We start from the raw sequence: 13,619 nt of genomic DNA, 5'->3' as shown, positions 1-13,619 counted from the left end.
CACCTAAAGGTGGCCATGCCCACATAAGTGCTAAAGCACTAAGTGGTCAAAGGTAATCTCTAGTCTCTATTCTCGAGCCTCGTGCCTAACTACAGTCTCTTGAGTACCGCGGCGGCGTGGTGGATAAAGCCCTCTTCGTTCGCGACGGCGGCAATGGCCTTCGCGTTTTTCTTGATGGCCTTCTCGCTGTAGCGGATGATGCTCATGCGCTTGAGGAAGTCGTACACGCCGAGCGGGCTGAAGAAGCGGCCCGTGCCGTTGGTAGGCAGCACGTGGTTCGGGCCCGCAAAGTAGTCGCCCACCGGCTCAGAGGACCACGGGCCGATAAACACGGCACCCGCATTCTCAATCTGCGCCGCCATGGATTCGGCTTCGCTGGTCATCACTTCCAGATGTTCCGGAGCGATGCGGTTCGCGATTTCCACGCCGTCGAACCAGTCCTTCACCACGAGGATGCGCCCGAAGTTTCCGAGCACCTTCTCGAGGAGTTCACGCTTCGGGGAATTTTCGACCTGGATATCCACGCAGGCGCTAATCATCTGGGCGGTTTCCATGTTGTCGGTAATGCAGATGGCCGCCTCGAAGCCGGAACCGTGTTCCGCCTGGGAGAGCAAGTCAGCAGCGACAAAGTCCGGATCGCAGGTGTTGTCTGCCATCACGAGCACTTCGGAGGGTCCCGCCACCATGTCGATATCCACTACGCCAAAGACTTCCTTCTTGGCGATAGCGGCAAACACGTTGCCCGGGCCCACAATCTTGTCGACGCGTTCCACGACGGTTTTGCCCTTCGCATCCTTCGCACCGTAGGCAAGCAGACCGATAGCCTGAGCGCCACCGATGTGGTAGACTTCTGTAATGCCGAGTTCCTGGAGCACGAATGCGACAGCGCGGTTGATTTCGCCCTTGATGGGAGTGACGACCACGATGTCTTCCACGCCGGCAACGAGAGCAGGGACCGCGTTCATGATGACGGTGCTCGGGTAGATGCCCGCGCCGCCCGGCACATAGAGGCCTACGCGCTTCATCGGGCGGATACGCTGGCCAAGAACCACGCCGTCCTTCCCTTCCATGAGCCAGGATTCTTCCATCTGGTTCTGGTGGAAATCGCGCACATTCTTGATGGCTTGCTTCAGGGCCTTCTGGAGTTCCTTCGGGCACTTGGTGGCAGACTTCGCTATAGCGGAAGCCGACACGCGGAGGTTCTTGCCCGTGAGGCCGTCAAACTTCTGGGCGTATTCGGTCGCCTTTGCGATGCCGCCCTTCTTGATGTCGGCAAGGATCTGCATCACCTTGTCGTGAATTTCCTTGCTCGGGGCGACTTCGCGCCCGCAAATGCGTTCGATTTCAGCAGATTTCGGAGTAACCTTTACAATTTTCATAGTAGGAAGTAGACAGTGGTTAGTGGTTGGTGGTTAGGTCATGGGCATTAGATGCCAGCAACTCTCTTCACTTGGCGTTTTGTCAATTTTTTCGTTTTCACCGGTGCGGGTTCTTCCTTCTCGGCAGCCTTCGTGGCCACCGGCTTCACGTCGATATGCTTGTACGCGCTCTCGATGACCTTGTTGTCCACGAGAATCTTGTACGTGAGCCCGTCCACGAACGCCATCCAGCTCGCCTCGATGATGTTGCTCGAGACGCCGACCACGTTCCAGTAGCCCTTCTCGTCGCCAAACGTCGTCCACACGCGCACCGTCGCGTCGGATGCCACCTTGGAACCGAGCACACGCACCTTGTAGTCGTCGAGCTTGACCTTCGCCATGTTCGGGAAGAACGGGAGCAACGCCTTGCGCAGCGCCGCATCGAGCGCGTTCACCGGGCCGTCACCTTCACTCACCTGATGGCTGATCTTGTCACCAATCTGGAGCTTGACGGTCGCCTGCGAAACGGACACGCCCTGCGGAGTCTTGTCTTCAATCACGCGGTAGCCAAGAACCTTGAACGGCTCCTGCACCATGCCCAGGTGGCGATACACGAGCAGCTTGAAACTCGCCTCGGCGCTGTCAAAATGCCAGCCGGCATTCTCGCGTTCCTTGATGAGCGTGAGGAGCTTGCCCACCACCGGGTCCTTCTTGTCGATGCCCGGCTTGATGGCCTTGAGCTTTTCCACCACAAGGGAACCGCCCGCCTGATCGCTCGTGACAAACACGCGGTCGTTGCCGACTTCGTGCGGGTCGATATGCTCGAAACTACGGCTGACCTTCATCACGCCGTCGATATGGGCACCGCCCTTGTGCGCGAACGCCGCATCGCCCACGTACGGGGCATGCACGTCGCTCGGCAGGTTCACAATCTGGTCCACGTTGCTGCTCAGCTGGCGCAACCTTGCAATCTTTTTCGCGGCAAAGAACTTCGCGCCCATCTTGAAATGGAGGTCTGCAGCGATAGTCGTGAGGTTCGCGTTACCGCAACGCTCGCCGTAACCGTTCACCACGCCCTGCACCATGGTAGCGCCGCTCTTCACGGCAAACAGGCTGTTGCACACGCCCAAGCCCGCATCGTTATGCACGTGGATACCGATAGGCGTCGAGACGACCTTCTTCACGTCCTTCACAATCTTCTCGAGTTCCCACGGCATCGTGCCGCCGTTCGTGTCGCAAAGCACGATAAAGTCCGCGCGGCCGCGTTCAGCCGCCTTCAGCGTCTCGAGAGCGTATTCCGGGTTCGCCTTGTAACCGTCAAAGAAATGTTCCGCATCGTAAATCACCTCTTCGGAATGGTCCTTGAGGTAGTCGACGGATGACTCGATCATGTCGAGGTTCTCCTCGAGCGTCGTGCGGATAACGTCCGTAACGTGCAAATCCCAGCTCTTTCCAAAAATCGTCTTGACCGGAGCGCCCGACTTCACGAGCGCCTGCAGCAACGGGTCCTTCTCGGGCAGCACCTTCGGGCGGCGAGTGGAACCGAATGCAGCAATCTTCGCATGCTTCAGCTTGACTTCCTTGATCTTCTGGAAGAATTCCTCGTCGGTCGGGTTGCTCGGATTGGGCCAGCCCCCTTCGATGTAGTCAAAACCGAAATGGTCAAGAATTCGCGCAATCTGCAACTTGTCGGCTAGAGAAAGGCTTATCTTACGGTCTTGGTTACCGTCGCGGAGGGTCGTGTCGTATAAAAAAACTTTCATGGGCGTAAAGATAGAAAAATAAAAGCCCGACCCGCAGGGGGCCGGGACATTATTGCAATTCCAGTTGAAGAATTACTGGCGCTACTTCGTAGCGCTAGCCAATCGGCTCGGTCATGCAGGCATGCAAGCATGCCTGCGCGACACTCGCCTTACTTAGCTTTCTTGCAAGCCTTCTTGCAGGCGGCCTTCTTAGCAGGGGCTTTCTTGCAAGCGCTCTTGCAGAACTTCACGTAGGCGGCGAGAGTGTCGCAGAACACTTCGTCCGGGGTGTTGTCGCCGTTGATGCGGCTGATGATGGACTTGCTGTACTTGCCGAGCACCTTGGCGGTGGATTCCTTGTACACCTTGAGGCGGTTCTTGATCACGGCTTCGTCGGCGTCGTCCTTACGGCCTTCGATCTTGGCGCGGTTCAGGAGGCGGGCCACGATGGTCTTCTCGTCCTTGATGTCGAGCACGAAGATGTGCTTCACGTCGACAACGGATTCGATGAGCTTGACCTGAGCAACCGTGCGAGGAATACCATCGAGGAGAAGGGTATCCTTATCCGGGTTTACCTTATTCGTATTGATGAGGCCTTCGATGAAGCGGCCGAAGATTTCGACAGTGGCTTCGTCCGGGACGAGCAGGCCCTTGCTGGAGTAAGAAGCGAGGAGCTTGCCGGATTCGCTGGACGGGGCAATACCACGGAAGATGTCGCCCGTGGAAATGTGCTTGAGGGAAGTGGTAGCAGCGAGCTTTGCACCGACGGTACCCTTGCCGGAACCGGGAGCGCCAAAGATAAGGACTGCAGGAATTTTAGCCATTGTTAGACCTCTTGGGTTTGATTGTTGAAATTCGGGAACAAAGATAGAAAAAAACTAGCTGGGCAATGCCTCGGAGGTGAACTTGAGTTTACCGTCTTCGACGCCGATGGATATTGTCGTGAAGTCATGGAGGTCCCCAAGCAGGAGGCCTTCGGCGATGGCATCTTCCACGAGGTTCTGGATAGAACGGCGAATGGGACGTGCGCCCAGAGCCGAATCGTAGTTGTGATTCACGATAAATTCCTTCGCTTCCTGGCTGATTTCTAGCAGGATTCCTCGATCGGAGATATTCTTCTGCAAGAATCCCATCTGGATATCCACCACCGAGACCAAGTCCTTCTTCGAAAGCGGGCGGAACACAATCTGCTCGTCGATACGGTTCAGGAATTCCGGCGAGAATACGCGCTTGACTTCGTCCCTGATAGCCGCTTCCATGCGGTCGTAGTCGTCGGTCTCCCCCATCTTGGTGAATCCCATACCGCTGCTATGGCGCACTTCGCGAGCACCAGCGTTACTCGTCATGATGATGATGGTGTTCTTGAAGTTGATTTTGCGGCCGTAACTGTCGGTAAGGATACCGTCGTCGAGAATCTGGAGCAAAATGTTGTAGATGTCCGGATGAGCCTTCTCGATTTCGTCGAGCAAGACCACAGAATACGGGTGTTTGCGCACCTTCTCGGTGAGCTGTCCACCACCTTCTTCAAAGCCAACGTATCCCGGAGGCGCACCGATAAGGCGAGAAACACTATGCTTTTCCATGTACTCGCTCATGTCGATGCGAATCATGGAATCTTCGCTTCCGAAAAGCGTAAGGCTCAGCACCTTCGCAAGTTCCGTCTTGCCCACGCCAGTCGGCCCGAGGAAGAGGAAACTGCCCATGGGGCGTTTGCTGCTGCGGATACCCGCACGCGTACGACGGATAGACTTGACAATCGCATCGACGGCCTGGTCCTGGCCAATCACGCGTTGCTTGATTTCTTCGCCCAAGTGCAGGAGTTTTTGCGCTTCTTCACCGGCAAGCCGGCTCACGGGAATCCCCGTCATATTGCTGATGACATCGCGAATAACATTTTCGTCGACCACAGGCGTATTGGCCTTTGCGTCTTCGGCTATGGAATTCTTGCGTTCAGCGATGTTTTTTTCAAGTTCTTCGGCATGGTCGCGGTGTTTTGCCGCTTCTTCGTAAAGCTGGTTCGCAATACATTCGTCTTTCAGCTGGTTCGTCTTGACCAAGTCTTCTTCCATCTGTTTCAGGTCGTCGGGAACCTTGATGGAATTGAGACGAACACGGGCACCGGCTTCGTCCAAAACGTCGATGGCCTTATCCGGCAAGAACCTTTCGCTAATATAGCGTTCGGCAAGGAGAACCGCAGCACGAATCGCATCTGGGGTGTAGTGTACGTTGTGGTGCTGTTCGTACTTTGTACGCAGGCCTTCAAGAATTTGTATAGAATCCTCGGAATTGGGCGGATTCACGATAATCGTCTGGAAACGGCGTTCCAGAGCGGCATCTTTCTCGATGTACTTGCGGTATTCATCAATCGTCGTCGCACCGATGCACTGGAGTTCGCCACGGGCAAGCGCCGGTTTAAAGATATTGGAAGCATCCAGGCTGCCTTCGGAGCCGCCCGCCCCCACAATCGTATGCAATTCGTCAATGAAAAGAATCACCGAATTGCCAACGCGCTGGAGTTCCATAATCAGCCCCTTCACGCGTTCTTCGAACTGGCCGCGGTACTTGGTGCCAGCCACCATAGCCGCCACATCGAGCGTCACGACGCGCTTGTTCGCCAGCAGGTCGGGAATTTTCTTCTGTACAATCTTCTGCGCAAGGCCCTCGATAATTGCAGTCTTGCCCACGCCCGGTTCACCAATAAGCGCCGGATTGTTCTTCTTGCGGCGACAAAGAATCTGGATCAGGCGTTCAATTTCGGCTTCGCGGCCGATAATCGGGTCCAGTTTGCCCGCGCGCGCCATAGCAGTAAGGTCGCGACCGAAATGTTCAAGAATCGGAGTCTTGGACTTGGACGCCGCAGCCGGACGCGGTTCATTGCGCATCATGGGCGGAACATTCCTATCTATATCCATCCCAGACGGGTCGATATTCTTGCTCTTGATTTGCTGGAGCATTTCCAGATAATTGTCAAACGTAACGTTGTACGTAGAAAGCGTCGCAGCAGCCGGAGTATCGGTTTGCTGGAGAATGGCGAGCATCAAATGTTCCGGGCCAATATACTGATCGCCCTCGTTTTTCGCCAGTTTGGCCGCATTGAACAAAATGGCCTTGGTGCGGGCCGTAAAAGAGAGGAGGCCCCCACGCTTATCACCACCAATGGTCATCAACCCACCATTCGTGGAGAGCGACCGCTGGATAGTTTCACCCAAATCACTCAGGTTCACCTTGAGCGCACGGAGCGTCTCGGCAGCATATCCCGATTCTTCTCGCACAAGGCCGAGCAGCAAGTGTTCAACTGTAATACTGTCGCTGCTCAGGTTATGGGCGGCCATGCGGGCCGCTTGCAACACGGCCTTAGCCTTAGCCGAAAAAATACCGTTGATATCGGACATTTTACGCCTCCTGAATCAATCCATTATGCATGACAACACGACGTTTCGCAAAAGACGCCAACTTTTCGTCATGGGTCACGATAAGGAAAGCCTGGTTGAATTTTTGATTCAAGTCCCAAAAGAGCTGGTTAAGCAAATCCGAATTCGCCTCGTCCAGGTTGCCACTAGGTTCATCGGCAAAAACGAGGTCCGGATGGTTCATCAATGCACGGGCAATCGCCACACGCTGGCGCTCGCCACCCGAAAGTTCACGCGGCAGATGTTTGAGGCGGTCCTTGAGTCCCACCGTTTCCAACAACATCTCGGCGCGTTCCCGGCATTCATGCGAACTCGTGCCCAAAATGCGGCCCGGCACGCAGACATTTTCAAGAGCCGAAAATTCACTCAACAAATGATGGAACTGGAATACGAAGCCCACCTGCACGCGATGGTACATGTCGCGTTCTTCGCCACTGAACTTCGAAAGGGGTTTGCCTTTGAAATAAATTTCGCCCGAAGTCGGAGTATCGAGCATCCCGACCAAATTGAGGAACGTGGACTTGCCCGAACCCGAGGAACCCGTAAGTGCCACAAGCTCCCCCGCATCCATCGAGAAATTCACGCCCTTCAAAATTTCGAGCTGCTCCCCCGTTTCGGAGAACACGCGGCGAAGGTCAATTGTTTGTAACAAGCTACTCATGTCTAATCGCCCCCACCGGATCAAGCCGGCTCGCCTTCCATGCGGGCAGGATTGTCGCTAACACGCAAAGCGCGATACCTATTACAAATATAAGGACAACGTCTATCAGGTGCACAGAAATCGGGAAATAGGGAATCACGTAAACATCGCCCGGCAACTTGATAAAGTGGTAAGCCTCCTGCAACTTGCACAGGATTAGCCCGATAGAACCGCCCACAACCGTGCCGCCCACGCCGATAAAACTGCCCATGAGCATGAACACGCGCATGATGCCAGCCTTGCTGAAGCCCATGCTACGGAGAATGCCGATTTCTTTTGTCTTGTCAATCACCACCATGATAAGGGAACTGATGATGTTGAAAGCCGCCACCAAGATAATCAGGCAGATTACCGCTGCCACAATGAACTTTTCGTAATTCATCCACTTGAGGAGCGTGATATTCTTAGACTTCCAGTCCATCGCGTAGTACGGGTACGTGAGCCAATTTGACACACTGTCCACCGCAGTCTCGGCAAGCCAGTGGTTCTTTATGCGGAACTGGATTCCCGTCACGGCATCGCCCATGTTCAAAAGGCGCTGCAATTCAGGGATGCCCACATAAGCGAGATTTCCGTCGTACTCGTAAGTGCCCGTCTCGAAAATGCCGCTCACCACGCACATCATCATCTTCGGGCCAGCCGAGCCAATCATCTCGTCCGGGCTCTGGAACGTCTGCAAAACAAGTTTGTCACCCACCACCACGCGGAGGCGGTTCGCCAAGCCAGAACCGAGGATAATCCCAGGACGCTTCGTGCCGTTCAGGTCTTCGAGGCTGTCCACAGAATAATTGCCGAACTTGATGTACTTGTAAATGTCGGTCACGCCCTTCGCGGTCTCGGCATCGATACCATAAATCACAATGCCGTCGTTCACCCTCTTGGAGCTGATGCCCACCTTGTAGATGATAAACGGAGAAGACGCAATCACGCTAGAATCGCGGGTTCGCACTTCGTTAATCAAGCTATCGTAAGCGACAATCGGTTGCGCATTGTAAGACATCAGTTCGAAGTGAGCGTCCTTCCCAATCATCTGGGCCGTGACCTCTTCTTCGAAACCGTTAACCGCAGCAAGAGCCACCACCAGCGCAAACACACCGATGGATACCCCAAGCATACTGAAAATGCCAATAAGCGAAACGAAGAGACTCTTACGTTGAGCCCCTAAGTAGCGCCAGGCGATGAGAAGTTCGAGTTTCATAATAGTAGGAAGTAGGAAGTAGGAAGTAGGAAGTATCTACGATTCCACACCCACTTTTTTCAATTTTCTCCTAAGAGCAGTGATCATTTTTCCAATGTTGTCCAAATTCTTTTTTATCGAAACTGTTTCTGGTTCTTTTAAAAGATTTACTCGTTCACTCAAAATAATTTGTGTTTCAAGTTCCGATTTAGACCCAAGAGCTATACCGAGAAAATGATAGAACTCTTTATTTGTCTTTCGACCTTCTCCTTCCGCAATATTGCTAGCAATGGACACTGCAGCTCTACGAATTTGAGAAGATAATCCATACATCTCTTCTTTGGGAAAATTTCCAGTAAGACGATAGGCTTCAACGGCAACATCCATTGCCCGTTGCCATACAACTAAATCTTTATACCCATTAGTCATAAAAGCTTTTACTTCCTACCGTCTACTGTCTACTTCCTACTGAGAGCAGCTAGGCTTCGCCTAGCAGCTCTCCGGTTTCATGAGCGGGAACAACTGCACATCGCGGATGGTCTGCTGGTTCGTGAGGAGCATGACCATGCGGTCGATGCCGAAGCCCACGCCACCGGTAGGCGGCAGGCCGGATTCGATCGCGTGCATGAAGTTTTCGTCCATCGGGTGCGTTTCGCCTTCGCCACCGCGGCCGCGGCGCACCTGGTCTTCCAGGAGCTCACGCTGACGGATGGGGTCGTTAAGTTCGGTATAAGCGTTACCCAGTTCCCATCCGTTAGCGTACGGCTCGAACTGTTCGATGAGCCCTTCGATGGTGCGGTGCTTCTTGCAGAGCGGAGTGCTTTCGGTGGGCATGTCCTTGATGAAGGTCGGCTGGATGAGCTTGTCTTCCACGGTGAGCTCGAACAGTTCGAGGATACCGCGGCCGCGGCTGAATTCGCCGTCGAGGTGGCCGCCGAGTTCTTCCATCTTGTTCTTGATGTCGTCGTCGCTCATCTCGTTCACCTTGAGTCCGCCGAACTTCTCGATGGCCTCGATCATGCTGTAGCGGGGCCACGGGGCCTTGAAGTCGATTTCCTTCCCCTGGTAGTCAATCTTGGTGGTGCCGTTCGCCGCAATGCAGGCGCGTTCGTAGATGTTCTCGAAGTGGACCATCATGTCGTTGTAGTCGGCGTAGGCTTCGTAGAACTCGAGGCCGGTGAATTCCGGGCTGTGCGTGCGGTCCATGCCTTCGTTACGGAAGTTCTTGCTGAACTCGAACACCTTTTCCATGCCGCCCACAATGCAGCGCTTGAGGTAGAGTTCCGGAGCCACGCGCAGATAGAGCGTCATGTCGCAGGCGTTGTGGTGCGTGGTGAACGGGCGGGCGTTCGCGCCGCCGTAAATCGGCTGGAGCGTCGGGGTCTCGACCTCGATAAAGCCCTTCTCGATCAGGTATTCGCGGATAGCCTGCAGAATCTTGAAGCGTTTGATGAACACGTCCTTCACGTCGTCGTTCAGCGCCATGTCGATGTAGCGCTGGCGGTAGCGGGTATCCACGTCGGCAAATTCGTTGAACACGACCTTGTTGCCGTTCTCGTCAACCTTTTCTTTGGCGACCGGGAGCGGGCGCACGGCCTTGGAGAGCATCGTCACCTTCTTCACATGCACGGAGTACTCGCCCGTCTGCGTCTCGAACATGAAGCCGTTCACGCCGATAAAGTCACCGAGGTCGGTCATCTTGACGATTTCGTAGTTCTCCTCGCCCACCTCGTCGCGGGCGCAAACCACCTGGAGGCGGCCATAGCGGTCCTTCAGGTGCATAAAGCACATCTTTCCCTTGCGGTTGAAACGAACCACGCGGCCGGCAAAAGCGACTTCCTCGCCGCTGGCCATCAGGGCTTCCTTGTTTTCCTTGAGAGTCTTGGAATCGTGCGTGCGGTTGAACTTGTGCGGATAGGCCTCGATGCCCATTTCCTTGAACTTCGCAAGCTTCGCGAGGCGAGCCTGCACCTGATCATTCATGTCTTGCATTGCCATAATTAATAATCCTGTGATGGAATCACTTGTATATTTGAACAGGGAAAAAGATAGAAAAAAGGCGTTTTTGGAGTTCCTATTCTCACAACGACAACATCCATTCTCAATGACTGAATGAATTTCCCGCTTGCTACACGATATCGTGAAGGAGTAATGAAATACTCTTGTCTTTGGGTATTGCTAAAAAAACACAGTTTCATATAGCCACGGGGGATTTTATTTCGTAATTTTATCGTGCATAAACCAAAGAGGTTATAGCACGCGCGACGCAACCCCACTCGGGCACGCCACACGCGCACCATCATGAAAAAAATAATTGTCGTAAACAATCCAAAACACTGGAAATTCCACATTCCCGAAGCCGAAATCGTATCGGCGAAAGACTACCTCACCAATCCGGAGTTCACCACGCAAAGGAGCGTGCGCGTTTTTAACCTGTGCCGCGACTACAGCTACCAGAGCAAGGGCTACTACGTGAGCCTGCTTGCCGAAGCGCGCGGCCACAAGGTCATCCCAAACGTCAAGAACATCCGCGACTTCAAGGCCCCAGCCGTCGTGAAAATCATCAGCGACGACATCGACGAACTCATCCAGAAGAGCCTGCACAAACTGACCGGCACCGAATTCGTGCTCTCCATCTACTTCGGCCAGAACGTGAGCGCCCAATACCTGGAGCTCTCGCAGGAACTCTACCGCATTTTCCAGGCCCCGCTGCTCCGCGCCAAGTTCGTGTTCAAGCAAAAATGGTTCATCCAGAGCATCCGCCCCATCAGCGTCGACGAAATTCCCGAGACGCACAAGGAGATGGTGGACCAGTTCGCTATCGAGTACTTCGAGAAGACGCGCTACACCTCCGCCAAGAGCGAAGACTACGTGTACGACCTCGGCATCCTCGTGAACCCCGACGAAGTGGAACCGCCGAGCAACAAGCAGGCCATCCATAACTTCATCGAGGCTGCGCAAGATACGGGATTCCGCGTGGAGCTCATCACCAAGAAGGACTACCACCGCGTAGGCGAATTCGACGCCATATTCATCCGCGAGACGACGAACGTGAACCACCACACTTACGCGTTCGCGCGCCGCGCCCAGAGCGAAGGCATCGCCGTCATCGACGACCCCGACAGCATTTTGCGTTGTTCAAATAAAGTTTATTTGCAAGAACTCATGACCGTAGGCAAGATTCCCGCGCCCAAGACGATTATCGTGCATAGCGAGAACCGCCACACGCTCGCAAAGGAGCTCGGCTTCCCCATGGTCATCAAGACGCCCGATTCGAGTTTCAGCCTCGGCGTCAAGAAAGCGAACAACAAGGAAGAACTCGAAGAAATTCTTGACACGATGTTCGAGCACAGCGATTTGCTCATCGCGCAGGAATTTACCCCCACCGATTTTGACTGGCGAATCGGAATCCTCGACGGCAAGCCGCTTTACGCCTGCAAGTACTACATGGCCAAGAACCATTGGCAAATCTACAACTGGGACAGCAAAAACAAGCAGGGCACCTGCGGCAAGTGGGACTGCCTGCCCATCGAGAGCGTGCCCCATGGCATCGTGAAGACGGCGCTCCGCGTAGCAAGCCTTATCGGTAACGGGCTCTACGGCGTAGACCTCAAGGAAATCCACGGACACCCGGTCGTGATCGAGGTGAACGACAACCCGAGTATCGACCACGGTATCGAGGATTTGGTCGGCAAGAAAAAAATCTACCTTACCATCATGAGGAGCCTGCGTCGCCGTATCGAGGAACGCATGCACGCCGCACAACACAAGATACATCAGCATGAGGATTAGACGAGAGAACGCCACTACGCCCTAACCACCAACCACTAATCACTAACCACTTCCTACTGTCTACTTCCTACTATTATGACTAACTACAAGATTTGGGAACGCTTCGGCGTCGAAATGGAATTCATGATCGTGGACCGCGAAACGCTGCAGGTGCTGCCCCGCGCCGACATCCCGCTCGGCAAGGACAAGGACGGCAACCAGCTTTCCGACGTGGAATACGACGATATCGGCCTTTCGAACGAACTCGTGAGCCACGTGCTCGAATTCAAGTGCGCGCACCCCAAGTCCACCTTCGACGGGCTCGGCAAGCGGTTCTTCCACGAGATTCGCCGCGCGAACAAGAAACTCGAGAAAATTGGCGCCATGCTGCTGCCCAGCGCCGCGCACCCCTTCATGGACCCGGCCGAAATGCAGCTCTGGCCGTACGATTGCCTCGACATCTACCAAACGTACGACCGCATCTTCAACTGCAAGGGCCACGGCTGGGCGAACCTGCAGAGCACGCACCTAAATCTCTCTTTTGATGGCGACGACGAATTCGGCGAGCTCCATGCGGCCATCCGCCTATTGTTGCCGCTCATCCCCGCCATCGCGGCGAGCAGTCCCTACCTCGACAGCAAATACACGGGCTTCAAGGACGCACGAATCGAGGTTTACCGCCATAACCAGGACAAGGTTCCCGAAATTGCAGGCCTCGTAATTCCCGAAAAGGCGTACACCTACGACGAGTACAATACGCAGATTTTCGACAAGGTCAAGAAGGCCATTGCGCCCTACGACCCCGAGCACCTGCTGAACCATTTCTTCTTGAACAGCCGGGGCGCCATCGCGCGTTTTGACCGCGGTGCCATCGAAATCCGGCTTGTGGACATTCAGGAATGCCCGAACGCAGACATCGCCATCGTGGAACTTGAAATCGCGACGCTCAAGGCCATCGCGAGCGGCAAACTCGCAAACGGAAAAGCGCCGCACACCATGAAGGAATACCGGGAATTCTTGCGTGACTTTGATACGGCAAGACTCTCGGAAATGTTGACGCAAACTTCCCGCGACGCCGAAGACACCGTCATTGACTGGTCCGAATTTCTGGCCGTGTTCGGCATGGAAGGCTCATGCACCGCCGGTGAGCTCTGGAAGCATGTCTTCGATGCAGTGAAAGGCGACCTCACCGAAGTCTCCCGCAACATCATGGAACAGATGCTTGCCCGCGGCACGCTTTCGAGCGCGCTCTATAGAGCGCTCGGCGACACACCTTCCCGTGAAGATTTCGTCCGAGAATACGGGAAACTCGCTGTTTGCCTCGCCCACAATCGCCTTTATGGCCTAAATTAGCCATTTTAGCTCCATTTCGACAACGTGTGAACAAAATCACACGACGCTGTAAATCACGCCCCAAGGCATACCAAAGAATCTATATTTCTGTTGTGTATGTGAAAAAGG

General features: G+C 54.4%; 10 protein-coding genes. 2 read left to right on the top strand and 8 right to left on the bottom strand.

Annotated features, from left to right (window positions below; translation table 11 throughout):
• Positions 1-89: 89 nt before the first annotated feature.
• The 8 genes from hisD to lysS all read right to left on the bottom strand — a co-directional run bounded on the left by hisD (position 90) and on the right by lysS (position 10,385).
• Positions 90-1,379 carry a histidinol dehydrogenase gene (gene hisD / locus Q0Y46_RS10495; RefSeq protein ID WP_297947237.1) on the bottom strand — a complete coding sequence of 430 codons (1,290 nt, stop codon included), beginning with the start codon at positions 1,377-1,379 and terminating at the stop codon, positions 90-92.
• 47 nt (positions 1,380-1,426) lie between these two features.
• Positions 1,427-3,121 (bottom strand): citramalate synthase, encoded by a 1,695-nt coding sequence (gene cimA / locus Q0Y46_RS10490; RefSeq protein ID WP_297947235.1) that lies wholly within the window; start codon positions 3,119-3,121, stop codon positions 1,427-1,429.
• 149 nt (positions 3,122-3,270) lie between these two features.
• Positions 3,271-3,924 (bottom strand): nucleoside monophosphate kinase, encoded by a 654-nt coding sequence (locus Q0Y46_RS10485; protein WP_297947233.1) that lies wholly within the window; start codon positions 3,922-3,924, stop codon positions 3,271-3,273.
• A 54-nt stretch (positions 3,925-3,978) separates the two neighbouring features.
• Positions 3,979-6,492, bottom strand: coding sequence for an ATP-dependent Clp protease ATP-binding subunit (locus Q0Y46_RS10480; RefSeq protein ID WP_297947231.1), 2,514 nt, complete (start codon positions 6,490-6,492; stop codon positions 3,979-3,981).
• 1 nt (position 6,493) lies between these two features.
• Positions 6,494-7,171, bottom strand: coding sequence for an ABC transporter ATP-binding protein (locus Q0Y46_RS10475; RefSeq protein ID WP_297947229.1), 678 nt, complete (start codon positions 7,169-7,171; stop codon positions 6,494-6,496).
• The gene (locus tag Q0Y46_RS10470) at positions 7,164-8,408 is read right to left on the bottom strand and encodes an FtsX-like permease family protein (protein ID WP_297947227.1); all 1,245 of its coding nucleotides are present in this window, start codon (positions 8,406-8,408) and stop codon (positions 7,164-7,166) included. The genes Q0Y46_RS10475 and Q0Y46_RS10470 overlap by 8 nt, the downstream gene beginning before the upstream one ends.
• Positions 8,409-8,444: 36 nt before the next feature.
• Positions 8,445-8,816: a four helix bundle protein gene (locus tag Q0Y46_RS10465; protein WP_295678136.1), complete on the bottom strand. Its 372-nt coding sequence runs from the start codon at positions 8,814-8,816 to the stop codon at positions 8,445-8,447.
• A gap of 60 nt (positions 8,817-8,876) precedes the next feature.
• Positions 8,877-10,385, bottom strand: a complete 1,509-nt coding sequence (lysS, locus tag Q0Y46_RS10460) for a lysine--tRNA ligase (RefSeq protein ID WP_295678134.1) — start codon at positions 10,383-10,385, stop codon at positions 8,877-8,879.
• A 303-nt stretch (positions 10,386-10,688) separates the two neighbouring features.
• On the opposite strand from lysS, the gene Q0Y46_RS10455 reads away from it, so the two are divergent.
• Positions 10,689-12,179, top strand: coding sequence for a RimK family protein (locus Q0Y46_RS10455; protein WP_297947224.1), 1,491 nt, complete (start codon positions 10,689-10,691; stop codon positions 12,177-12,179).
• Between the two features lie 75 nt (positions 12,180-12,254).
• Positions 12,255-13,511, top strand: a complete 1,257-nt coding sequence (locus tag Q0Y46_RS10450) for a glutamate-cysteine ligase family protein (protein WP_297947222.1) — start codon at positions 12,255-12,257, stop codon at positions 13,509-13,511.
• Positions 13,512-13,619 lie beyond the last annotated feature (108 nt).

The sequence above is a fragment of the uncultured Fibrobacter sp. genome (genome assembly GCF_947305105.1).
Lineage (GTDB): Bacteria > Fibrobacterota > Fibrobacteria > Fibrobacterales > Fibrobacteraceae > Fibrobacter.
This window is presented reverse-complemented; position numbering and strand designations above follow the sequence as displayed.

What these genes read in the sequence shown, in the direction of transcription:
- hisD (WP_297947237.1), bottom strand. Translation starts at nt 1,379, where the DNA reads ATGAAAATTGTAAAGGTTACTCCGAAATCTGCTGAAATCGAACGCATT.
- cimA (WP_297947235.1), bottom strand. Translation starts at nt 3,121, where the DNA reads ATGAAAGTTTTTTTATACGACACGACCCTCCGCGACGGTAACCAAGAC.
- Q0Y46_RS10485 (WP_297947233.1), bottom strand. Translation starts at nt 3,924, where the DNA reads ATGGCTAAAATTCCTGCAGTCCTTATCTTTGGCGCTCCCGGTTCCGGC.
- Q0Y46_RS10480 (WP_297947231.1), bottom strand. Translation starts at nt 6,492, where the DNA reads ATGTCCGATATCAACGGTATTTTTTCGGCTAAGGCTAAGGCCGTGTTG.
- Q0Y46_RS10475 (WP_297947229.1), bottom strand. Translation starts at nt 7,171, where the DNA reads ATGAGTAGCTTGTTACAAACAATTGACCTTCGCCGCGTGTTCTCCGAA.
- Q0Y46_RS10470 (WP_297947227.1), bottom strand. Translation starts at nt 8,408, where the DNA reads ATGAAACTCGAACTTCTCATCGCCTGGCGCTACTTAGGGGCTCAACGT.
- Q0Y46_RS10465 (WP_295678136.1), bottom strand. Translation starts at nt 8,816, where the DNA reads ATGACTAATGGGTATAAAGATTTAGTTGTATGGCAACGGGCAATGGAT.
- lysS (WP_295678134.1), bottom strand. Translation starts at nt 10,385, where the DNA reads ATGGCAATGCAAGACATGAATGATCAGGTGCAGGCTCGCCTCGCGAAG.
- Q0Y46_RS10455 (WP_297947224.1), top strand. Translation starts at nt 10,689, where the DNA reads ATGAAAAAAATAATTGTCGTAAACAATCCAAAACACTGGAAATTCCAC.
- Q0Y46_RS10450 (WP_297947222.1), top strand. Translation starts at nt 12,255, where the DNA reads ATGACTAACTACAAGATTTGGGAACGCTTCGGCGTCGAAATGGAATTC.